The organism is Microbulbifer sp. GL-2 (genome assembly GCF_007183175.1).
In the GTDB taxonomy this organism is placed as follows: domain Bacteria; phylum Pseudomonadota; class Gammaproteobacteria; order Pseudomonadales; family Cellvibrionaceae; genus Microbulbifer.
Genome location: NZ_AP019807.1, coordinates 3,890,496 through 3,913,576, shown reverse-complemented (window position 1 = coordinate 3,913,576; position 23,081 = coordinate 3,890,496). Strand labels below are relative to the sequence as shown.

Below are 23,081 nucleotides of genomic sequence, written 5' to 3'. Positions count from 1 at the left end.
TCAGGACTCCTGGGTGACTCGCATAACTTCCTCCAGGGAAGTCCTGCCCGCCAGAATTTTCACGATACCATCATCACGGATACTCGGTCCCAGCTTGCGCGCTTCAGCCACCAGCTTGCTCTCAGAGGCACGATCATGAATCAGCTGTCGCATAACATCATTCAAGGGCACCAATTCGTAGATACCGATCCGGCCCACGTAACCACTGTGGTTACATTCTTCGCAGCCGTTGGGACGGTAAATTACCGTTTCAGCATTAGGATCAACACCGAGTGCCTGACGCTCGCTTTCATCGGCAACGTGCGGCAGCTTGCATTTTGGACAGAGTACCCGTACCAGACGCTGTGCCAACACACCGATCACGCTCGAGGACAACAGGAAGGGTTCAATTCCCATATCCACCAAGCGGGTCACCGCACCAAGTGCGGTATTGGTATGCAGTGTGGAAAGTACCAAGTGACCGGTCAAACTGGCCTGGATAGCGATCTGCATAGTCTCAAGGTCACGGATCTCACCGACCATTACCACATCGGGGTCCTGCCGAAGTATCGCGCGCAAGCCACGGGCAAAAGTCATATCCGCCTTGGTATTAACCTGGGTTTGGCCCACGCCTTCCAGGTTGTATTCCACCGGATCCTCAACCGTGAGAATATTTTTCTCGCGGCTGTTGATGCTGCCAAGGCCGGCGTAGAGGGTTGTGGTCTTACCCGAGCCCGTGGGCCCGGTCACCAGGATAATGCCGTGGGGATGGGTGAGCAGATCCGTCATTACACTGAGGTCACGCCCCGCCATTCCCAGTTTGGTGAGATCCATATTGCCAGCCTGCTTATCGAGCAGACGCATCACCACCCGCTCTCCGGCTGAGGATGGCATGGTGGAAACACGCACATCCACTTCACGCCCAGCCATCAAAAGTGAGATACGGCCGTCCTGGGGAATGCGCTTTTCCGCAATGTCCAGCTTAGCCATTACTTTGATTCGGGAAACCAAAAGTGGGGCCAGAGCACGACGAGGTTGCAGCACTTCACGCAAAACTCCATCCACCCTGAAGCGCACTACCAGGCGCTTCTCGAATGTCTCAATATGAATATCCGAAGCGCCCTGCTTCAGTGACTCTGCAAAAATTGCATTGATCAACTTAACGATGGGCGCGTCGTCTTCCTGCTCCAAGAGATCTTCAGTTTCCGGTAGTGAATCCGCGACCGCGGCAAGATCCAAATCCTCACCAAGCCCTTCAACTTCCGAAAGGTTTCCGCCCTCACGATTTTCATACAACCGCTGTAATGCAAGCTGGAAAGCCGCTTCCTCGACGGCCTTCAGGCGTACCACTGCGCCGTTAATTCGCTGTACCTCGGCAATTGCCGAGGGATTCAGCGGAGCGACATATTGACATATCGGCTGGCCTTCCTGCTCCACCAGCAGAACTCTGTGACGCTTGGCGAAAGCGTATGGAAGGCGGCGAATTATTGGAGTTCCTGTTCCTAGATCAGCCGTCATTTAGATTCTTCGACCTCCAGTACCTCAACTTCAACCTCACCTGGCACTCCTTCCAGGGCCTCCTCCAGGTTATCTACGGCATTGATGGAACCATCTACCGGGGCCGGGCTTTCATTGTAAGTACCTGTCGGTGGCATCAGGTCAGGCAAGGCATCGCCACGGTGCCAATCCCACAGCAGGCTTGTACGGTCCTTGATATAGATCTGCTTCTGCTGCAAATCCATATAGCGCTTACGGGTTTCCTCATAACCGGCAACCTGGGTGCTGAGGATCTTCGGCTTCAGGAACACCATCAGGTTGGTCTTTGTAACTTTCTTAGTATTATTCCTGAACAGACGACCTATACCAGGGATATCCCCAAGCAGGGGTACTTTCTGTACAGAGTCTGTAACGTTGTCCTCAATCAATCCACCCAGCACCAAAATGGCGCCATCATCGATCAGCACCTTGGTGCGAATCTCACGCTTACTGGTAATAATATCCGAGGCCCCGACAGCAGCGTCAGCCGCCGCTGAAACAAGGTTTTCGACTTTTTGTTCGATTTCCAGGGTTACAGAGTTATTATTATTTACCCTCGGAGTCACCTTAAGTGTTGTACCAATATCCTCACGCTGAATGGTGGTAAAGGGGTCATCATTGCTACCCGACAACAGCTGCTCGCCAGTGATAAACGGTACATTTTGACCAACAAGTATCTCCGCTTCCTCATTGTCCAAAGCCATAATTGTTGGAGTGGAGAGAATATTTGTATTACCTGCAGTGGCAAGGGCATTCACTGCAACACGGAGGTCGGTGCCGCTCAGGTAACCTAAATGTAATGCATTCGCTCCAGTTACACTTTGAAGGGGTAGTGAGAAGGGGTTGATGTTTCCGTCCGCATCTTCAGCTGGAAGGTTATTCCAGCCTGCAACCACATTATCATCCGCCCCAGCAATCCAGCTGATACCCAGCTCACTATTGGTATTTTCATTAACCTCAACAATAATCGCCTCAATTAATACCTGGGCTCGACGCACATCCAAGCGCGCGATAACACCTTTCATCGTTTCCAGTAGTGCCGGAGGCGCCGTCAGAACCAGCGCATTGAGGGATTCATTGACCTGAATGCTGACTTCAACATTCGCGGCCTGTTGGTCTTTTTCCGTATTCTGAATGCTGCCACTCATGCCTTCGAGGATCGGCTTCAAGTCTGCGGCATTGGAATACTGCACATAAACTACCGCAGTATTGCCATCGCCATCCAGAGGCTGATCCAATCGACCAATAACTGTTCTGATCTGCTGCCGGGTTACCGGGTCGCCGGTCAAGAGGACACTGTTAGAGCGCTCATCTACAGCAATGCGCAGTGGTTGCACTTGCTTACCGGCACCTTTACCAGCGCTCGATTGCAGCAGGTCAGTGAGAATCTGCTTGACCTCTTTGGCAGAGGCAAACATCAAGGGAACAACTTCAATATCAATCGCACCGGCACGGTCCAGCTGCTCCACCAAGCGTACGATCTGGTCAATATTAGCGGCGCGGTCCGCGATAATCAGGGTATTGGTATCGGCGTAAGCTGCCAGGTGGCCAGTCTGCGGAATTAATGGGCGCAGCATGGCAATCAATTGGGATGCGGAAATATTTTCCACCCGCACAGTGCGAACCACCAAGGACTCCGCCGGTGCTCGGGTATTTGCATCCGCGACTGGAATCGCCTGTTGCTTGGCAAGCGCGTCAGGCACCACTTTCCAGGTACCGCCCTGCTCCACCAGGCTAAAGCCATTGACCTGAAGCACCGACATAAAAACATCGAATGCTTCTTCATGAGTCATGGGGTCACCGGCAACTACGGTAACTTTTCCCTTGACGTTGGGGTGAACGATAATATTTTTTCCGGTGAAATCCGCAGCCCAGTTAATCAGGTCACGAACATCCGCATTATCAAGAGATAGGGTAACTCTCTCCGGGCCTTGAGCCAGCGTTGCAGTAGACACAAAAAACCCAAATCCGACCGCAATCAGCCGTCGATAAAACATCTTCATCATTATTTATCTGGCTCTAGTAAATGTTCAAAAAACTCAAAACAATCTAGGTAGACAGTTTTTATTGGGGCTGGCGCTGAGCTCGGCGTTCGCGAGCCAGTTCACGCAGCTTTTCCATCCGTTCCCGGATGCTCTGCTGATTCTCTCCACTCTTGGCAGTATCCCTGCTACTGCTGCGACTACTCTTACGAGCAAGACTGGAGTAATTTTTAAGCGGAACATTCGGGCGACCATCCACTTCCGGATAGGTCAGTTTTTCCATCCTGCCATTACGACGAAGAACTACATGGTCTACCTCAACAGAATAAAGTTCTGCGCCACCCGGTAGAGAATCTCCTACAAATAAACGCTTCGCAGGTTTTCCCTTTTCGGCCACTAGTGCGCTGGCTTTGTTCTTGTCACTGTTGTCTAGCACGCCAGACAAAACAATATTCAATTGGGTAATAGGGAGATTGGAGAGATCGACATCGGGGATTTCTTTTTTTTCCTTGGCATCGGCAAAGCCAAAGAAAGGAGTATTCGGTATTGAGGCTGCCTGGGGCGCACCCGTTCTGGAGTCTTTGCGCTCAGCCAACAGGGATTCTTCTGGCTCGGCAGGGATCAGCAAAGAGCCATAGGCGAACAGATTGCCGGAAACCCAAAGCAGGCCCACGGCGGATGCCGCCATGGTGCCGCGGGAAATCGCCTTGCGCGACTCACCCTGGCCAAAACTGTTGCCAACTGAGCCAATGGCTCGTTTGAATGGGGACATGGACATACCCAGTTACAAGTTTAACTTTTCTGAGGTTATTGGTTTTTGACGCCTATTTTGTTGCCTCAGCCTCTGAAAGGCAACGCTCCTGCCCAGTTAAACGCTGCAAACCTTCTTTTCGTCCCCGAAATTGCACACTAGTTCCGCCGTTAAACAAGAAAGGCGGCTATCCGCCGCCTTTCCAATACTGGTCAGTATAGTAATTCAGGTTTACAGCTTTGCTTCAAGCTCGGGAACAGCTTCAAACAAATCTGCAACCAGGCCGTAGTCAGCAACGGAGAAGATTGGAGCCTCTTCATCCTTGTTGATAGCGACAATGACCTTGGAATCCTTCATACCCGCCAGGTGCTGGATGGCACCGGAAATACCTACAGCTATGTACAAATCGGGAGCGACAATTTTACCGGTCTGACCAACCTGCATATCGTTGGGGACAAAGCCGGCATCAACTGCAGCGCGGGAAGCGCCAACCGCAGCTCCAAGCTTGTCAGCAAGCTTGTACAGCATCTCGAAGTTGTCACCATTTTGCATTCCACGCCCACCAGAGATGACCACGCTAGCCGCGGTTAGTTCCGGACGATCGGATTTAGCGAGCTCTTCGCCGACAAAAGAGGAGACAGCAGCGTCATCGGCAATACCAACTGACTCAACAGCCGCACTTCCACCCTCGGCAGCAACCGCATCAAAACCGGTAGTGCGCACAGAGATCACCTTTACGGCGTCAGAGCTTTGAACAGTGGCAATAACGTTACCGGCATAGATCGGGCGCTTGAACGTATCAGCGCTCTCCACCGAGACGATGTCAGAGATTGGCTGAACATCCAGTAATGCAGCTGCGCGAGGCAGCATGTTCTTGCCGGTGGTAGTGGCGGGGGCCAGAATGTGGCTGTAATCCTTGCCCAGGTCGGCAACCAGCTTGGCAACGTTTTCAGCCAGCTGGTGCTCATAGGCCGCATTGTCAGCCAGCAGTACTTTACTCACGCCATCTACTTTGGCCGCAGCTTCTGCAACAGCAGCACAGCCAGCGCCGGCAACCAGCACAGCGATATCACCACCAACAGCTTTGGCTGCAGCGATTGTATTGAGCGTAGCGCCCTTCAGTTCGGCGTTGTCGTGTTCAGCAATAACCAGGATGCTCATCAGATTACCTTCGCCTCGTTTTTCAGTTTCTCTACCAGTTCCGCAACGTCGGCTACTTTAACGCCTGCCTGACGTTCAGCCGGCGGCTCAACCTTCAGGGTTTTTGTGCGAGGAGTGATATCTACACCCAGTTCATCCGGGCTGGTGGTATCGAGAGGCTTCTTCTTGGCCTTCATGATATTGGGCAGGGAAGCGTAGCGCGGCTCGTTCAAGCGCAGATCAGTGGTAACAATAGCTGGCAGTTTCAGCTCAACAGTCTGCAGGCCACCATCAATTTCACGGGTAACTTTAACGGCATCGCCATCTACAGCTACTTCAGAAGCAAAGGTGCCCTGCCCCATTCCAGTCAGTGCTCCAAGCATCTGACCAGTCTGGTTGTTGTCTCCATCGATAGACTGTTTACCCAGGATCACCATTTGTGGCTCTTCCTTGTCAACAATCGCTTTCAGGCACTTGGCCACAGCCAAAGGCTGCAATTCGGCATCGGTCTCAACCAGGATGCCACGATCAGCGCCCAGGGCTAATGCGGTACGGATCTGCTCTTGGCATTGCTTGGAGCCCATGGAAACGGCGACTATCTCGCTGACAACGCCTTTTTCCTTCAAGCGCACCGCCTCTTCAACTGCGATTTCGCAGAAGGGGTTGATAGACATTTTGACGTTGGCTGTATCAACGTCAGTGCCATCCGCCTTGGGGCGGACCTTGACGTTGTAGTCAACAACGCGTTTCACAGCTACAAGAACTTTCATGGAAATCCCGTCTCAAATATGCTTTTTAACAGCCGCGACTGACGATTCACATCGCGAACGGATACGGTGTTCTGGTCAAACAAGTGTTTGAACGGCGTGTATGGTGGCGGTTCTATACGGCAAAATCAATAGTCAAATAGAAGTGACGGCTGCCATTCATAAAATCTATTTCCAGCCATAGAGTTGATCTATCCATTCCTGCTAAGCCGTTGAAATACAGCGTATTTGCCATAGCAAATGAATAGTCGTGCAATTGGTAGGGTTGATTAAACGCCTATATAATCAGCCACCTATATAAATGATAAGGCCGGAATGGCCGAAAAAAGTTGAATACAACTGCTGAGGAGAGTGCCGTGGAACGCGAATCAATGGAATACGATGTAGTGATCGTGGGTGCAGGTCCGGCCGGACTGGCAGCGGCCTGCCGTATTCGCCAGCTCAATGAGGACATCTCAGTATGTGTCGTGGAGAAGGGTTCCGAAGTCGGTGCCCACATTCTGTCAGGCGCTGTCTTTGAGCCTACCGCCCTGAACGAGCTGTTTCCCGACTGGAAAGAGCGCGGCGCCCCACTGAAAACTGCAGTAAAGGGCGATGACATTTACGTCCTACGCAGCGATGAAAACTCCATAAAAGTACCCAACATGTTTGTGCCCAGCACCATGCACAATGAGGGCAACTACATTATCAGCCTCGGCAACCTGTGCCGCTGGCTGGCTGAGCAGGCGGAAAACCTGGGGGTGGAAATCTTCCCCGGCTTTGCCGCAGCTGAAGTGCTCTACAACGAAGACGGCTCGGTAAAAGGTATCGCCACTGGCGATATGGGCATAGGCCTGAATGGAGAGCAGAAGGATTCCTATATGCCCGGCATGGAACTGCATGCCAAATACACCTTATTCGCGGAAGGTTGCCGCGGCCATTTAGGCAAGCAACTGATCGAGCGCTTCAAACTGGATGCGGACGCCGATCCACAACACTACGGTATTGGCGTAAAGGAAATCTGGAAGGTTCCTGCGGAAAAGCACCAGCAAGGCCTGGTGGTGCACACCGCTGGCTGGCCCCTGGAAGAGAGCGGCACTCACGGCGGAGGGTTCCTGTACCACCTGGAAGACAACCAGGTCGTTGTTGGTCTGATTACCGACCTCGCTTACAACAACCCACATGTAAGCCCGTTCGACGAATTCCAGCGCTACAAGCACCACCCGGTAATCAAGCAGTACCTGGAAGGCGGTGAGCGTGTGGCTTACGGTGCTCGCGCTATTGTTAAAGGCGGCCTGCAGTCGCAACCTAAAATGACTTTCCCCGGCGGCCTGCTGATCGGTGATAATGCCGGCACCCTGAACTTCGCCAAGATCAAGGGTAATCATACTGCGATGAAGTCCGGCATGATTGCCGCGGAATCCGTGGTGGAAGCCCTTGGCGCTGATCGCAATAGTGAAGAACTGACCGATTACGCCACCAAGTACCGTGATAGCTGGGCCTGGAAAGAATTGCACATGCAGCGTAACTTTGGTCCTGCCCAGCACAAATGGGGCAACATCTTTGGCTCCGCTTATGCCTTTGTGGATATCAACCTGTTTAAAGGCAAGCTGCCCTGGACCCTGCGCGACACTAAGGCAGACCACGCCCAACTCAAGCCAGCGGCAGACTGCGCAAAGATTGATTACCCCAAGCCCGACGGCGTACTCAGCTTTGACAAACTATCCTCCGTGTTTATTTCCAACACCAACCATGAGGAAGACCAGCCCTGTCACCTGACACTGAAAGACCCTGAGATTCCACTCAATCACAATTTGCCAATCTACGACGAACCCGCCCAGCGCTACTGCCCGGCCGGTGTATATGAAGTCGTTGAAGATGCCAACGGCAAGCGCTTCCAGATTAATGCACAGAACTGTGTGCACTGTAAGACGTGCGATATCAAGGACCCAACGCAGAATATTGTATGGATTACCCCGGAAGGCGGCGGCGGCCCCAACTACCCGAACATGTAAGCATGTTTACTTTTATGGCGCCTTAAGGCGCCATTTTTATATGTACCGCTTAGATGATCAAAATTTCTGTTTGATTCTACGTGTCGAAACGACCTGGATACGAGGAAACGAACAAAATATGGATACTTAACCAGCAGGTACCAGTTAGGCGCCACCAATGCCACCAATGCCACCAATGCCACCAATGCCACCAATAATATTCAAAGAAATTCAAAAAAAGGGTGGAGAGGGATAATACCTGCAAATAAGACGATGAAATAAAAGACCAGGAAAGGGATTTAGAGCCAGCGAAATACTAACTCTAAATAGGGCTACAAAAGGTGTCAGTTATAAGAGCCGAGGAGGAATTCCTTGCCAGCACTACGAACAAAAAGCTTCCCCTCAGTACTGGTACCCCCTTTTGCGTCTTCAGCCCAATCAATCAACTGATAGTACACATCACGTGAAATCCGCGCCTGAAGGCCACCACGAACCTCCAGGTAAGGGACAGGTTGTGAGGGAGAACCAAATTCTTTCAGGCACCAATTACAATCCTCATCCAGCGCGATCACATCACCCACATTGGTGGTGAAGAGTAATGTCTGGAAATCACTATTAGGGTTGCGCGCTACCTGTGTTGCGACGAAAGGCACATCTTCCACTTGTATACGCAGCTTCTCCACCGGCGTTACCAGAAAGTACTCATCACCCTCCCGCTTGAGGATGCTGGCAAACAACTTAACCAGCGTATGACGCTTTATCTCTGTACCTTCATGGATCCAGCGGCCATCGAGCTTGATCACCATGTCCATGTCACCACAGAAGTCGGGGTTCCACTTCTCAACCGGCGGGTATCCGTGAAACTCCCTCTGCAATTTTTGCAGCTGCTGAAAAAGTGGCTCAGCCAAAGGAGGGCCCCGCGGGGTGACCAGTGGTTTGACTGCTTTCCGGTGGCTTGCGGGAAGAGATATCACCGATATGGACGCCCACATCCATAATGAACTCCATCAAGCCCTCTCGATCCTCAATCACATCTGAAAATGACTTGGAATGGTAAAGCTCTACCGCACCTTGAACCAGGGCCCAGTAAGTTGAGTAGTAATAGTAAGCCGGCACCTTCTTCAGCATGCCCTGCTCCATTCTGCGCTCAAACACCCGGTTCAGGGCGGATGCATTAGAGTTACGGATGGCATGCAGCTCAGAAATCATTTCCGGGGCCAGGTTCAAGGTGATTATCTTCTCTTCCAGACGCTGGAAGAGCCTGTCCTTGCCCGGGTCAGCCATACGGGATTCAAAATAGGCACGTGCAGGGGCTGTGATGTCACCTTTTTCTTCAGCATTCTCAACAGCTACCTTAAGGCGTTCAGCGAGGGATCTTTCGTAATCCATCAGCAGACGCATGTAGATCTCTGTCTTAGAAATGAAGTGCTTGTAGATAGTACCCTTACCAATATCTACTCGCTCGGCGATCTGCTCGACTGTGACTTTTTCTTCACCGTGCTCCAGCAGAAGCTCCAGAGCCGCATCCAGGATGCGCTGCTCTCGTGCGCGAAACCTCTGAACCTTCTCTTTTGCCTTATCCATACTTCCGACCTTCTCTGCCCGTAATAATGGGGACTGAAATTGACTATTCATTCATGAATGATAGGCAATTCAACTCGGTTGGAAAAGTGAATCGAGAAAATAGACACCCGAATGTTGAAAATTTTAGTCTATTTTGCTTATTTTTTGTGCTACAGGCGTGACGCAGGGCAGGTAGAGGGGAGCGTCAACCTAAAAATTGACGCCAGTAGACAGCGACTAAGAACCCTACGAAAGGGAGCTATTGGGAGAAAACGGCAGAGCACCTTTCGAGGTGGCGGGTAACCCATCACCCAACATCGGGGTGAGCAATATGAATGAAAAAGCGAAACGCACCGCTAGCTTCAAACTGATTTCATTTTGAGTTCAAGCAGAGGGGCCACTACATCATTGTCCTGGGTACGAATCCACAACATCTCCTCTTCGCTATACAGCTCGGCCACCATAGCATTTGCCAGCTCACAATCGTGAGAAATCAGGTGTTGAGCCAACCACTCAGCGGCGAAGGTGCGCTTCTTGCCGAGTGTTCCCTGAGCACGCTTGTACAGGTTCTTTATCGCTTTACGACTATATTCGAAAGTAGAGACGCCAGGGGTAGCTTCAACCATCTTGCGATGCAGCTTCTTCGTCTTCTGCTCAATGATATATGGAAGCACCTGCCCAGAAATATAATCATGTGCCACGGAGCCTTTGCAGGTACATTCAAAGGACTTCCGCTCCTGAAAGATCTTTCTCAGGCCATTGAGATGATTATGCGTCTTGTATGCAGACCGGGCAGCCAGCCCGGCGTAACCAACGGAAAGAGCCGTTCCGGCAACGATTAAGCCAATGCCTGTTGCAGATGTAGCTACAGCGGCCCCGGTCGCCAGGCCCGTCAGGGTTGCTCCGGTAGCGGTTTGGGCACCCCAGGTACCATAATAGGCAGCAGACCCAACTGCCCCTGCCACCGCCTTCGCATTGCGGTGCCTACTCACCACTTTGCCAAAATTTTGCGGGGGACGAATATCAATATCGTGATTCGGCATCTGACAACTTTCCTGTTCCCGTTATTGAGTGTTTATTTGATATTTATTGACCAAGGATGCAGCTTCAGTAATTTATACCCTTGGAAATTTTTGGCGCGTTATAGCATACAAACAGGCACGCAATCGACATTTTGAAAAAATCAAGGGCATATTTTTCCAGATTGACTGGGATATACGATCCGACCACACAAGGCAGATATCTGGAACTGAGATGACCAAATCTGCCTACACGTTCAAAATGTGAATGGAGATAGCGCCTTAGACTGCTATCATCGCACCCCGGCCAGCTATACGGTACCTGGCCAGATAATTCCGACTATCACTAATAGGTAACAGGTAGAGTCGTCCATGTTGGAAAAGCTGAGTAAACTACTCGACGTAGAAGAGCTGGATCGCAACCTCTTTCGCAGCCGTCATCACGTCGAAAATTATCGAAAAGTCCTTTTTGGGGGGCAGGTATTAGGGCAAGCTTTAATGGCTGCCACACGCACAGTTGAAGATCGCCTGCCCCACTCCCTGCATGCCTATTTTTTGCGCCCCGGCTCCAGTGAACTTCCAGTAATCTATGAAGTAGACCCCATTCGTGATGGCGGCAGCTTTACTACTCGTCGCGTTGTCGCAAAGCAACGCGGCCGCGCAATCTTCAATATGTCTGCCTCCTTCCAAATCAGGGAAGAAGGTTTCGACCATCAGGTAGAGATGCCCTGCGAGGAAATTCCAGCACCAGAAAGCCTGAAGAATACCCAGCAACTGGCGCTCGAAGCCGGCCTTGTGAGCCCGCAGTACGATCAGAGACGCTACATGATCGACTTCCGCCCAGTAGATCCAAAGAGCTATTTTGGTGCCGAGCTGAGCGAAGCTAAATGTATGTTCTGGCTACGTGCCGAAAGCGAGATGTCCGATGATCCTATGGAACACCGTGCAGCACTCTGCTATGCCTCAGATATGGGCCTGTTGGGTACTTCCCTTCAACCTCACGATATCTCACTATTCGATCCTCACTTAATGCCAGCCAGCGTGGATCACGCTATGTGGTTCCACAGGGACTTCCGACTGGATCAGTGGCTCCTCTATGTTACCGATAGCCCCTCCGCCACAGGAGCCAGAGGCTTCGCCCGCGGCCAGATTTTCACTCGCGATGGCCTGCTGGTAGCCTCCACCGCCCAAGAGGGTTTAATTCGACAAATTAAAAGTTAAATCAATAGTTTACAGCGAATAAATGGTTGATATAATGCCGCCCAATTCGCTGATGAAGCGAAACTGATAAGTCGGTGAGTAGCGCAGCCTGGTAGCGCACTTCGTTCGGGACGAAGGGGTCGGAGGTTCGAATCCTCTCTCACCGACCAGATTCTAAAAACCCGCTAAAAGCGGGTTTTTTTTGTGCCTCGATCGCATCCTATGCCCTTGTATATGGGCTAATTCGCGCAAAGCACCCCTTCCACGCCAACCCTCTTCCATCTCTTTGCTCAAGCTGATTCATACACATAGCCGGCTTGGTGGTTATGGCATATATTCAAGCTGAAGCCGCGCATGGCCATCAATGGAAGAAACAGGCTCATGAAATACGAAGAAATCCATGAGGAGCATGAGGACCCCCTGATTAATCAGTTGCATCGGGCGATCAAGGCGGCGGTCAGGTTTCTCGCGATCTTAATGGTGCTTGTGATTTTCTGGACAATTGCCGATGTTATCTATGTCCTCTATGAAAAGCTGAAGTCACCTCCTTTCATGCTATTGGACATGAAAGATATTCTGGAGACCTTCGGTGCATTTCTCGCCGTTCTGATCGCGATTGAGATTTTTACCAATATTCGCCTGTACTTGGGCACCAATGTCATACCCGTACAGCTGGTACTGGCAACCGCACTAATGGCTGTGGCTCGTAAAGTTATTGTTCTGGACCTAGGCCTGGTGAGCTCTGAACACATCATCGGCATTGCTTTGGTCACCATTGCTCTGGGTGTCTCATATTGGCTTGTGCAAGAGAAAAGCAAGCATGCTGACTAAAAGGAAACTGGCTATATGAAAGCCACAAGTCTTTTTGGCCAACTGCTAGGGAGATCATGCTTTTTAGACTTTCCAGGCCCCAAGGAAACTGGGGCATTATTTACCTCTCTCATTGGTTAACGTAATTAGGGAGATATTTCTATTAGTAGTTTAATGCATTTATGGTAACGACTTTACAAGTGTATTCTTTTTGGTGTTTGTAACCGATACGTCCTCGGGTCTGCATACTTGGTTGTGACTGTTTTGCTTGAAGGCGACACTCGGGCACCTGTAGGCTTGAGTGCTGTCAAAACTTCGACTTGTTGGATTTGCTGCCATAAGATGATGCTAATAAGACTATTAACTTTTACTGTACTTGCCTTTACTCTCGCCCCTGTCACCTGGGCTTACGACCTCCTGTATACGGCGAAAATAGATCCAGACACCAAGCTAGCAAGAGTGGAGCTGGCGCTGAGCGGGAAGGATATCCCCAGTAAGCTCTCAATTAATTTAAGCTCGGGACGGTACAAGGATCTGAAAAGCAATGATCCACTGGAAATTAAGGGCGATAAAGCGATCTGGCGCCCCAAAGGACGCAAGGGGAAACTAAGCTACAGCTTTATTATCGACAACCAGAGAAGTAATGGCGGTTATGACTCCAGGATTACCCAAGACTGGGCAATCCTTCGCAGTGACAAGCTGATAGCGCCAATATCTGCAACCAGCCGCGGGCGCTCCAATGCGCGCCTGAAACTGGAGATGCCCAACGATTGGTCATCAGCCCTGCCCTACCCCAAAATTGAAAGCAACTTCTATCAGCTATCCGACCCCACACGCCGCTTTGTCCGGCCTAAGGGGTGGATGATTGTGGGCAAAATCGGCAGCCGCCAGGATATAATTGCCGGCACAGATACCAGAATTTCAGGCCCCAAGGACGAAAATATCCGCAGGCAGGATATTCTCGCCTTCCTCAATTGGAATTTGCCAGAACTGAAAAAAATCTTCCCGCTTTTCCCTGAACATTTATTAATTGTTACCGCCGATGATCCAATGTGGCGAGGTGGATTATCAGGCACTCGTTCATTATTTATGCATGCCGATCGCCCTCTGATTAGTGGAAATCGCACCAGCAGCATGATTCATGAGCTGGTACACGTTGGCACAGGTATCCATGGGGATGACCAGAGTGACTGGATTGTTGAGGGTTTGGCTGAATTTTACTCGCTTGAAATTCTGCGCCGAACTGGAGGGATTAGCGAAACCCGCTACGAGGAGGCGATGGATAAACTCGCTCAATGGGGTAAAAAGGCCCCTACCCTGTTGGTGAAGCGCTCTTCCGGCCCAGTTACTGCCCGTGCAGCCAGTGTCATGCTCGAACTGGATAAAGAAATCCGCAAAAGTAGTGATGGAAAAGCCAGCATTGACGATGTGGCTCGAGAGTTGGCCAGTACCCGCGGAGAGGTTACCCTGGAGCGATTCCGCAAGCTGTCCGAGCGAGCAGCCGGCCAACCTGTAAAAACCCTGGCCTTGGAAAATCTAACTAGCAAAGAACCGTAATCCACGAACAAAGGGTAAAAAAAAAGCCCTGACGACGGGGGGGGAGAGCGTCAGGGCCAAGACCATTAGGAGTGAAACTTGGAGGATTTCATCCATGCTACACAGCGGGCAAGTACCATCTCGGTGTGCCCTACCGGCGCCACTAAACACGCTTTGGGGGAGACGTGCTAGCCAGATAAAGACAGTATCGAACACCCATGAAAGATTGCCAGCGGCCCCGAAAATAAATTTAGAACAAATGGAAATAGCCTCATTGACAGCAGAGCTAAAAGTTATTACGCCCTACACCTAACCGTTCCACAGGAACTTTCCCGACTTTTTTGCCCCTCTTCTTCACATTGTTGAAATCAACGCTTGACTAATCTTCGAGAGTCCATAAAATAGCGCCCTCTTACGCAGCCAAGTGCACGTAAGTATAAGAAAACGCTAGGATTTTTCAGATTTATCCGATAAGATTCGCAGCGTTCCATTTCGCACTACATGCGAAATAAAAAGGCTAGGTGGCAGAGTGGTCATGCAGCGGACTGCAACTCCGTGTACGCCGGTTCGATTCCGACCCTAGCCTCCATTTTCCTTTCCTGCGCAAAATCCTGTGAATTGCGCTGGAAGTGAGGATGAAGGACAAGAGCAAAAGCTAATGTCCCCCTCGCAAAGGACCTGCCCGGGTGGTGGAATTGGTAGACACAGGAGACTTAAAATCTCCCGGCTTTACGGCCGTGCCGGTTCAAGTCCGGCCCCGGGCACCACTCAGTCCTTCAAAATCAGAAAGCTACATGCCTTTTGATAAAAATTTTCTGCATCCTCTTTTCAAGATTGAAACTTTTTCATACCACTCAATCCCTCAAGGCAAAAAGATCCTTGTTGATTCATAAATAGTTACCTTTCCCGATTGCGTCACACATTAACCTGCACTGAACCTCCTCACTAGATCGCTGTACTTAAAACCAGTCCGACCCTGTAGTTGAAATCAGAGAATTATCGAGCCGCTAAACATCAACACCGCTTACTTTAATATTTCGCCAATGTCACAAGAACAAAAGGTGCATGGCTGAAATAGGCTTTGGGGGAGGATGGGCGAGGTTTGTAATCTGGTGGTCGCCGGAAGATCCCTTTGAGGAGCACACTCTATGACAGCCAGGCCCCCCCCTTTTTTCCTGTGCTCGTTGCGTCAATCTCCATTCTCTGGACACCCTCTTGGCTATTGGCGATATAACCTCCAAGCTTTCCATGCCTTGACACTCAGAGTGTGCTATCCCAGCACTCGAAATGAAGCTCTTACCTACGATGTAGTAAGATTGTTTACGTAGTCAGAACTCTGTGGGTTCGCCATTATTCGTGCTGCAGTTGGAATGGTTAAATACTAATTGGTGAAATTCTCTAGGGCAGGTAAGGAGTTTTTTTGAAATGATCTTCGTTGGTAATGAGAATGCTGACTTCAAGCTTTCCTATATGCTCAATGACAGCCTGGAAAATAGTAATTCATTTCGTAAATATTGGCAGTCTTGCCGGTAAATCGACTTTACTATTGGCGGAGCAAAGAGAAAAACTCATTGCGTGTGGCTTGGTTACTACGAAAGGTGCCGAGCATAGCCAACGTTCTCATCATTGAATTCTGCTTTTGAGGACCACGCATCATCATGCATGTGTGCTTGGCCTCGATGACAACACCAACACCGGTAGCGCCAATGATACCTTGTAGAGTCTCGGCAATCTGAGTGGTAAGCCTCTCCTGGATTTGCAAGCGACGCGCAAACATATCAACAATGCGCGCTAACTTGGATATACCTAAAATCTTGCCATTAGGAATATAAGCTACATGACTGTAGCCAATAAATGGTAGTAGGTGATGTTCACACAGGGAATAGAGTTCGATATCCTTAACCAGTACCATCTCACTGCTATCGAAAGGAAAAATCGCATTGTTGACTACATCTTCAACGGTCTGATCATAGCCACTGGTCAGGTATTTCATGGCCTTGGCAGCGCGCCTAGGCGTGCTTTTGAGACCTGGGCGTTGCGGATCTTCACCTATTTCCTCAATAATGCGTGCGTAGTGTTCTTTCATATCGTTTACCCCAACACCTTCCAGCAGTGAGCGTATAAACCCCACTTCCAACCCTGTTCACTCGTAGCCCAACAATAAGAATCATCATAGATTCCAACAAAATCCTCTATTCATGAGGGTAGACTCTTTAAAAATAACTAGAAATCTAGCCTAAACATATATTGCTTTAAAGGGCGGTAAATTAACTATCATTTTCAGTGGATATTTATCAGACAAACAAAAAGAATATCAGCCAATCATTTATACAGTCAGATCCGGAGCCGATTAGATATTTCGACAATTAATTCTTGCTAATTGTAAGAGCTACGTCTATTAAAGTTTTTTGCTTTCCTCAAAAACCACTCTTGGATTCGGATAGCCCATATAGGAAAAGGGGCAACTTATTCCCCCTGAAAATTGGCGTAAAATCTATTAAAATGATAAATAACATGTGCCCTGAGTCACTTTAAGCCCGACTTAAGATATAGAATATAACTATCCATTACTCCTTGCTTTTGCTGTTATTTTTTATGGTCAGCTTCATATTAGGAATAGCTATATGACATATCAAATCACAAAAACATTTAAATTAGATATGGGTCATCGCACATGGAATCAGGACATGCGCAAAGGGCGTGGTAAAGAGTTTTATTCTGATGATATGCCCTATCCTTATAACAAATGTGCAAACCTGCATGGCCACTCATTGTTAGTTTCAGTGACATTGTCTAGCAAGACAGTAGATCGCCAGAACTTTGTTATGGATACGGACCTATTTAAGGCGCCCTTCCAAAAGATTATTGATCAAATGGATCATTCATTTATTGTTGATCGAAATGACCCTTTATATCCAGATATAAGAAAAATTGTAGAGAAAGACAATTTAAGATTATACGTAGTGGACTTCTCCCCCAGTTTTGAGGGCTTGGCAAAATACTTTTATGGATGTATGAAGGATATTATTGGTAGCACTGAACACGGGGAAGAAATTGAGGTACGTGAGGTAACAGTTACTGGTGAGCATATGACGGTAGAGGCAAGATACGGCATTAGTTAACATGTAGCAATTCAAACTTGATCTGACAGTTGCCGCTTTTTCAGAAGGTGTTCTGTCAGGTCAAATTCAGTTTACAAGTTTTTCCTCCCAGATGCCTTTTCCATCTTCAAGTGTTGCCATCGGTATGCGGCCGCAACACCTCTTACCCTGATGGGTGCGATCATTATTGTAATATACAATCCATTCGTCTAGATCCTTTTGAAGCTCCACTACAGATCCGTAGATCTTGCGACGTAAAGATGGTTTGGCAGAACTCCTGTAAAATAGTTTTATGGAATCGCTCACAGATACCGTTGGTTAGTGGATACCTGGCTGTTGTCTTTGTGTATTCTATTTCGTTCACACTCAGGTATAACTACTCCAGCTTGCCACAATATTCTGTGCCACGGTCAGTTAGGATACGCGACCGGTATCATTCATGAAGTAAACAGTAATACACGGTCATTCAGAAGGTCTGCTGCGGTGAATGGTGTTTTGGTGGTATACAGCTTGCAATGCGCCACCCTTGCATAGATATCGACATAGGTCTGCTGGTAAACACGCCCAACACCCTTAGTGATCCTACATAGAAAGTATCTTGCGAACCAAAATAGCCTGAATGTTGAGTATCAATTTCACCGCAGGCTTCATCATCATGCCGCTTTCTTTCCAAAGCCTGAGCCTGTGATTCGGTAAGGGCATAGGTCAACACGACCTCTTAAATGACAGTGTCAACACGGTTTTTGTAGCTTGGTATCCGTCGATTCTTTTCAAGAAGGGCCTCCACGCCGCCACTTGAAACAGCTTCCTTATACCCATAGAAAGTAACTCTTACACCAAACACCTTGCAAGCTTTGGAGATATTGCCGAATTCTTCTGCCAGATTGAGCAATCCGGTCTTGTGTTTGATGATGTGATCATTAGTATGGATCATGGGGTTTATCCTTGGTTTTACTTTTAGGCACCTTCATCAAAACTGGTAAACCCCTCTTTTTCAAGAGGATGTGTCAGATTTGGCTTGAACTAATCCACATGAACTATATTTTAATAAAGTATATGACCCATGTACCGCTTACCTTTACTTAAAGCAATAATTTCCAACTCTTACAACCTTGATAAATTTGATGCTTAGATGTCATTCATACGAGTGTATTTCATTGTGAATTCTTTTTCTTTTTCACCTGACACAAAAACATCAATATGATTCGCATCTACTAGCTGGTAAATCAGCTTTTTAGGAAAATCATGATTAACATTTTCAAATCCAGCATGACGACTGCTACATTGAACAAGCTTGAATGGAACTGGAAAATCATTACTTTTGACTTTTGCCACGTAAAAGATTTCGCCAGACATTTCGACCAGCCTTAGGGTTTCAGAACTAATTATATCACCCGATCTGGTGGATTTAGTTAGCCCATTCCCCTCAAGGGTTTTGGGACTAATCCTTTCCCAATGCTCTATGACTTTTAGCTTATCAGTTTCGAAATACCAATTACCCTCAAGCCAACCTAAATCACTCAAGCTGCAGCTGCCAGATGCAAAAACTTGAGAGTGAAATGCTACAATTATCAAAGATAGCCAAACCGTTTTTTTCATCCTTGTATCCCTTTATTCGTAAGTGGTATGTGATCCACAGGTAACGATATTACTTGATGGCGGTTCTGCTGTAACGTCGCTCTCCAGTCAAGCACCCCACAGATACGATCAATTTCATTAATACTTTTGCGCCGACTCCTTGGCCGAGGATCTTTCGGTCGCTCCAGCCCTTGAATTGGGTGGTGATCAAGGAGGTGGCTTTCACGCAAGGCATAATAACAAACTGCACCTAATAGGCTTATTTCCCCCTTTACAGACCCAGGAGATACAGAAGAGATCGAAATTCAGCGAAGTGTTGCGTTTTTAGCTCTGAGAGAATATTTGAGAAATGGGATCTTTCTGTAATTTGTCAAGCCTGACTACCTCGCATCAAGCTCCAGCCCTGCCGGTAGTAACTGTTTCAGCAGCACTGTAGCGGGTCACCAAAATTCCACATACCCTTGGTTTAAACTTGGTGCACTATTGTGCACCCACCTGTATTCTCGTGCCAATCACCAAAAGGCAGGAAGCCCTAAAATATTATTAAAATCCATATACCGCAAAGCAAATAACCTAGTCGGCCACATTTACAAAACTAGTCAAATGTCCGAATCTGGGCACCAAACGGCCCGCCAAAACCATAAACTGATTTCTAATTTCAGCAATTCTATCTCGACCTCCCCTACCCCCCCCAAAAAAAGACATAACTCTCCAAGCAATTTTCCGTGTCCACATAAACAAGAAACTGGTAGAGCGGATCAGAATATTCTCCAGCCTTCGAGCTTACCCTCCAGAAAATACTCAGTACGTTTTGGCGAATCAACTTGGGTATCCGGAACTCACTAGGGGCGACCATTAATGACCAACAACCTAACCACATTCACTTGAAGAGCAAAGCTACCAGCAGTGTCCTACCACATATTCCTGAAACCTAAACCACTCACAATTTGCTTCAACCTGATCAGGAAAAATTACAAACGCTTGAAAAAACGTCCTTTGCGCGGAATAAAGTAATTATCATAACTCAACGATAAAACTACACTATCCGTCCTGCCGACTATTTCCCTCCTGGGAATAAGGCCTATCACTCTAGAATCAGCGCTATTATCTCTATTATCTCCCAAAGCCAAATAGTAACCTGAGGGAATAGCACCAACATTGAAGCTTGAAAAAGATGTTCGATGCTTACTAACTCTGACCAAATGCTTAACACCCAATAGGTTCTCTCTCTTATCTAGAGTCATGCCATTGTCGCTAACAAACTGATAGTCGAGCTGCTGGCCATTTACTATTAAACTATTATTTTTCATCTCAACAAAATCTCCAGGAATGCCGACAATCCGCTTCACGAGTCTCTTCCCAGAAACCTCTGAATCAAAAACCACTATGTCGCCTCTCGATGGATTTGAAACTTGATAGAGAGAAGCATGAGTGAATGGCACACGAACATCATAAGCCATCTTATTCACAAAAATTCGATCCCCTTCAACAATTGTCGGCTTCATAGAACCCGTTGGCACATCACTCCAATCAGCTACGGCACTTCTAAAAACAAGCATTAAAGCCAAGAACAACAGTAGAGATTTATTTGCCCCCCAACGCTTAAATATTACATTTTTCATCGCACTGCCCTTTTGCTTGATTAACGCGATACACGATACCTTGAGGCTAAAGACAATAAACAACTGACTCAAGGCTATTCATCGCACTAGTAATATCCATTCAACGCAAACCTCTACAGATCCCCAAGCCTGGATAGCTGTCGTGTATTGAGCAAAATAGTTATTGTAAGTTACACTTTGGCTTTCACACTGTACGGAGCATTTTTGATAAGTTTTGCATCTGATTCTGTATCAGTTTTTCTATCCTTTTATCCACTAATCGCCCCTGCTGATCAAAAGCGCTGGGGGCATCACTGATCATAATCTCTGGTTCATTGAGGACCCATGCCTTGAGGAAAACCATCACTTGGCGCAGATGATATTGGCATCGACAGGTACCCATTCGGCCAGGGCTCGCACCCATAATAGCTACTGGTTTATTGTAGAAGCCTTGAGGTTCATACCTGGATAACCAATCAATAGCATTTTTTAGCACCCCAGGAATGGAGTAATTATATTCTGGTGTAACAATCAATATGGCATCAGCATTAACCAGGTGCTTGTTTAACTCATCAACACATTCAGGGAATCCTGAGTTTTTTACATCTTCATTATACAAAGGGAAATCATCGAGAACCCCCAAACTGAATTGCAATTCCTTTGGTGCCAGCTGTATGGCTTGATGCATGAGCATTTTGTTAAAGGAATCTACTCTAAGACTGCCGCACAGGGCCAGCACTTTGATGGGGTCCATGTTGAATCCTCCACTCACCATTATCTGAAAGATTTAGCCATTATTATTGAGCTCCCATAGAAATAGCGATCTCCTAACTCCTGTCGAGTAAACACAAACTCAATGAAATAGGATAGACACTTATGATTTATTCATAACCCCAGGAAGTTATTGGACCTTAGGACTTTACAATGAATGGCGGGTCATGCTTCCGCTGTCTAATCTTGATCCTGGGTGGCACATATTTCTGCACACCTCCCCCTCTCTTTCTGACCGTTATTGTTGCGAGGTTCACCATGCGAAAGACAACAAGAGAGACTCTGCGTACCAAAGAGCGCACTCTTCTCAATACCCCAACCGACTTGGGGGAGAGCGCACGTGAAGACATTACCAGCGCGGTGAATACATTGCTTGCAGATACCTTTGGCCTGTTTATGAAGACCAAGAACTTCCATTGGCATGTGAGTGGGCCACATTTTCGCGACTACCATCTGCTGTTTGACGATCAGGCTGAGGAAGTTTTTGGCATGACCGACGCATTAGCTGAGCGCGTACGCAAGCTGGGTGGCTCTACACTGCGATCCATCGGTCATATCTCCAAACTACAGCGCTCTTCGGACAATGACGCTGAGTATGTTGACCCACAAGATATGCTGGTGGAACTGAGTGAAGACAATCGGGAATTGATCGCATATATGCGTGAGGTACACGAACTCTGCGATGAACATAACGATGTTGCAACTGCCAGCTTGCTCGAAGAGTTTATTGACCAATCTGAAAAACGGGCCTGGTTCCTATTTGAAGCAAGCCGTAGATCAGGCCTTACTCAACACTAGAAATGGAATTGTCATCCCTGACCCGATCGTCAAGTAGATTGAACAAGATTTCGGCGAATCATATATTGGCGTGTTTGGAGGGTATGATAAGAGATCGCCTGCGTGGCCTGGCTTGGATAGCTACATTAGTATACCGCTGGTGGGCAGACCCGATAAACTGACATCAAGCTCCTGTCTGTTCCTGCCCAGCTGAGCCAAATTTCAATTCATTACCCCATTGATCCTTACTACAACCCTGGAGCAACATAAAAGCTAATCGACCAGTTTAAGTATCGCTAGAGTATGAGCAGCCTCCAATTTGCTTCTGCTCTTAAGTGCTACCCTCCAGTCTTCTGGGGGCACCACAGCGGCCAAGTAGTAGATGAAAAATATGACTATTGATTCCATCTGGAAAGAATACCGTTCCGCCCTTAAGGCATTCCTCCACTCCAAAATCTCTTCTCCGGATGAAGTAGACGATATTCTGCAAGAGGTACTGATAAAAACCCATAAAAATATCCATACGGTGAGAGACCAGGACAGCATCAAGTCCTGGCTGTTTCAGATTGCCAACCGTACGGTGATAGATTTCTATCGCAAGAACAGCAAAATAAAGGAGGTAGCTTTGGAAGACACTTGGCTGTCCGAGGAAGGCACTGATGCGCAGCGGGGTCTGTCCGCGTGTATAGAACCCTTCATTAGAGCACTGCCATCACAAACTGCAGAACTCTTAACTGCAATCGAACTCAATGGGCAGTCACAAAAGGCTTATGCCGAAGAGCATGGTACCCCCTACTCGACAATCAAGTCACAAGTACAAAAAGGCAGGGAGCAGCTCCGCAGGCTTTATGAAGATTGCTGCCAGTTAACGCTAGACCACCGCGGAACGGTGATCGACTACATTCCAAAGTCAAAAAATCATAGAAATTGTTGAAAACACGTCGTCTTTTTCACGATGGATACGTCCTATAAGTACATCCACCATTTGTGAGGACTA

General features: G+C 48.1%; 18 protein-coding genes, 3 tRNA genes and 4 pseudogenes. 11 read left to right on the top strand and 14 right to left on the bottom strand.

Features of this window, described 5'->3' with window-relative positions:
* The 4 genes and pseudogenes from gspE to GL2_RS22455 form a co-directional block, all read right to left on the bottom strand.
* The gene (gene gspE, locus GL2_RS17060; protein ID WP_143731768.1) at positions 1-1,497 is read right to left on the bottom strand and encodes a type II secretion system ATPase GspE; all 1,497 of its coding nucleotides are present in this window, start codon (positions 1,495-1,497) and stop codon (positions 1-3) included.
* The gene (gene gspD, locus GL2_RS17055) at positions 1,494-3,521 is read right to left on the bottom strand and encodes a type II secretion system secretin GspD (RefSeq protein ID WP_143731767.1); all 2,028 of its coding nucleotides are present in this window, start codon (positions 3,519-3,521) and stop codon (positions 1,494-1,496) included. The genes gspE and gspD overlap by 4 nt, the downstream gene beginning before the upstream one ends.
* A 58-nt stretch (positions 3,522-3,579) precedes the next feature.
* Entirely contained in the window at positions 3,580-4,269 is a 690-nt protein-coding gene (locus tag GL2_RS17050) for a type II secretion system protein N (protein ID WP_143731766.1), read from the bottom strand.
* Positions 4,270-4,479: 210 nt separating this feature from the next.
* A pseudogene (locus GL2_RS22455) lies at positions 4,480-4,782 on the bottom strand (FAD-binding protein); the annotation flags it as partial.
* Between GL2_RS22455 and GL2_RS22450 the strand changes: the two are divergent.
* A pseudogene (locus GL2_RS22450) lies at positions 4,770-4,820 on the top strand (hypothetical protein); the annotation flags it as partial. The pseudogenes GL2_RS22455 and GL2_RS22450 overlap by 13 nt on opposite strands.
* 139 nt (positions 4,821-4,959) lie before the next feature.
* Here the strand turns inward: GL2_RS22450 and GL2_RS22445 are convergent.
* Both GL2_RS22445 and GL2_RS17040 read right to left on the bottom strand, forming a co-directional pair.
* Positions 4,960-5,409: pseudogene (locus tag GL2_RS22445) on the bottom strand (electron transfer flavoprotein subunit alpha/FixB family protein); the annotation flags it as partial.
* Complete coding sequence (locus GL2_RS17040) at positions 5,409-6,158, bottom strand: electron transfer flavoprotein subunit beta/FixA family protein (RefSeq protein WP_143731764.1); 750 nt, start codon at positions 6,156-6,158, stop codon at positions 5,409-5,411. The gene GL2_RS17040 and the pseudogene GL2_RS22445, both read right to left, overlap by 1 nt.
* Before the next feature lie 353 nt (positions 6,159-6,511).
* On the opposite strand from GL2_RS17040, the gene GL2_RS17035 reads away from it, so the two are divergent.
* A complete protein-coding gene (locus GL2_RS17035; RefSeq protein ID WP_143731763.1) occupies positions 6,512-8,149 on the top strand; it encodes an electron transfer flavoprotein-ubiquinone oxidoreductase in 1,638 nt (545 codons plus the stop codon).
* 323 nt (positions 8,150-8,472) lie between these two features.
* On the opposite strand, the gene GL2_RS17030 is transcribed toward GL2_RS17035, so the two are convergent.
* From GL2_RS17030 to GL2_RS17020, 3 genes are all read right to left on the bottom strand, one after another.
* Complete coding sequence (locus GL2_RS17030) at positions 8,473-9,036, bottom strand: DUF1285 domain-containing protein (RefSeq protein WP_143731762.1); 564 nt, start codon at positions 9,034-9,036, stop codon at positions 8,473-8,475.
* Positions 9,029-9,712: a TetR/AcrR family transcriptional regulator gene (locus GL2_RS17025; RefSeq protein ID WP_143731761.1), complete on the bottom strand. Its 684-nt coding sequence runs from the start codon at positions 9,710-9,712 to the stop codon at positions 9,029-9,031. The genes GL2_RS17030 and GL2_RS17025 overlap by 8 nt, the downstream gene beginning before the upstream one ends.
* Before the next feature lie 341 nt (positions 9,713-10,053).
* The gene (locus GL2_RS17020) at positions 10,054-10,734 is read right to left on the bottom strand and encodes a hypothetical protein (protein ID WP_143731760.1); all 681 of its coding nucleotides are present in this window, start codon (positions 10,732-10,734) and stop codon (positions 10,054-10,056) included.
* 348 nt (positions 10,735-11,082) lie between these two features.
* Here GL2_RS17020 and GL2_RS17015 point away from each other — a divergent pair, with 348 nt between their 5' ends.
* The 6 genes from GL2_RS17015 (at position 11,083) to GL2_RS16990 (ending at position 15,023) form a co-directional block, all read left to right on the top strand.
* Positions 11,083-11,931, top strand: coding sequence for an acyl-CoA thioesterase II (locus GL2_RS17015; RefSeq protein WP_143731759.1), 849 nt, complete (start codon positions 11,083-11,085; stop codon positions 11,929-11,931).
* 72 nt (positions 11,932-12,003) lie between these two features.
* A tRNA-Pro gene (locus tag GL2_RS17010) sits at positions 12,004-12,080 on the top strand.
* A 211-nt stretch (positions 12,081-12,291) separates the two neighbouring features.
* Entirely contained in the window at positions 12,292-12,741 is a 450-nt protein-coding gene (locus tag GL2_RS17005; RefSeq protein WP_143731758.1) for a phosphate-starvation-inducible PsiE family protein, read from the top strand.
* A 321-nt stretch (positions 12,742-13,062) separates the two neighbouring features.
* Complete coding sequence (locus GL2_RS17000; protein WP_232053663.1) at positions 13,063-14,277, top strand: hypothetical protein; 1,215 nt, start codon at positions 13,063-13,065, stop codon at positions 14,275-14,277.
* 494 nt (positions 14,278-14,771) lie between these two features.
* Positions 14,772-14,845: transfer RNA gene (locus GL2_RS16995), tRNA-Cys, on the top strand.
* 91 nt (positions 14,846-14,936) lie between these two features.
* A tRNA-Leu gene (locus GL2_RS16990) sits at positions 14,937-15,023 on the top strand.
* Positions 15,024-15,799: 776 nt separating this feature from the next.
* Here the strand turns inward: GL2_RS16990 and folE are convergent.
* The gene (folE, locus tag GL2_RS16985; protein WP_143732939.1) at positions 15,800-16,342 is read right to left on the bottom strand and encodes a GTP cyclohydrolase I FolE; all 543 of its coding nucleotides are present in this window, start codon (positions 16,340-16,342) and stop codon (positions 15,800-15,802) included.
* 538 nt (positions 16,343-16,880) lie between these two features.
* Here folE and GL2_RS16980 point away from each other — a divergent pair.
* Positions 16,881-17,378, top strand: coding sequence for a 6-carboxytetrahydropterin synthase (locus GL2_RS16980; RefSeq protein WP_143731757.1), 498 nt, complete (start codon positions 16,881-16,883; stop codon positions 17,376-17,378).
* Positions 17,379-17,444: 66 nt separating this feature from the next.
* On the opposite strand, the pseudogene GL2_RS16975 reads toward GL2_RS16980, so the two are convergent.
* From GL2_RS16975 to GL2_RS16960, 4 genes and pseudogenes are all read right to left on the bottom strand, one after another.
* Positions 17,445-18,291: pseudogene (locus GL2_RS16975) on the bottom strand (integrase core domain-containing protein).
* Positions 18,292-18,485: 194 nt separating this feature from the next.
* A complete protein-coding gene (locus tag GL2_RS16970; protein WP_143731756.1) occupies positions 18,486-18,956 on the bottom strand; it encodes a DUF6265 family protein in 471 nt (156 codons plus the stop codon).
* Positions 18,957-19,906: 950 nt separating this feature from the next.
* Positions 19,907-20,557 carry a signal peptidase I gene (lepB, locus tag GL2_RS16965; protein ID WP_143731755.1) on the bottom strand — a complete coding sequence of 217 codons (651 nt, stop codon included), beginning with the start codon at positions 20,555-20,557 and terminating at the stop codon, positions 19,907-19,909.
* Between the two features lie 184 nt (positions 20,558-20,741).
* Positions 20,742-21,290, bottom strand: coding sequence for an NADPH-dependent FMN reductase (locus GL2_RS16960; protein WP_143731754.1), 549 nt, complete (start codon positions 21,288-21,290; stop codon positions 20,742-20,744).
* A gap of 275 nt (positions 21,291-21,565) precedes the next feature.
* Here GL2_RS16960 and GL2_RS16955 point away from each other — a divergent pair, with 275 nt between their 5' ends.
* Together GL2_RS16955 and sigZ are read left to right on the top strand one after the other, a co-directional pair.
* The gene (locus tag GL2_RS16955) at positions 21,566-22,105 is read left to right on the top strand and encodes a Dps family protein (protein WP_143731753.1); all 540 of its coding nucleotides are present in this window, start codon (positions 21,566-21,568) and stop codon (positions 22,103-22,105) included.
* 370 nt (positions 22,106-22,475) lie between these two features.
* Positions 22,476-23,018, top strand: a complete 543-nt coding sequence (sigZ, locus tag GL2_RS16950) for an RNA polymerase sigma factor SigZ (RefSeq protein WP_143731752.1) — start codon at positions 22,476-22,478, stop codon at positions 23,016-23,018.
* Positions 23,019-23,081 lie beyond the last annotated feature (63 nt).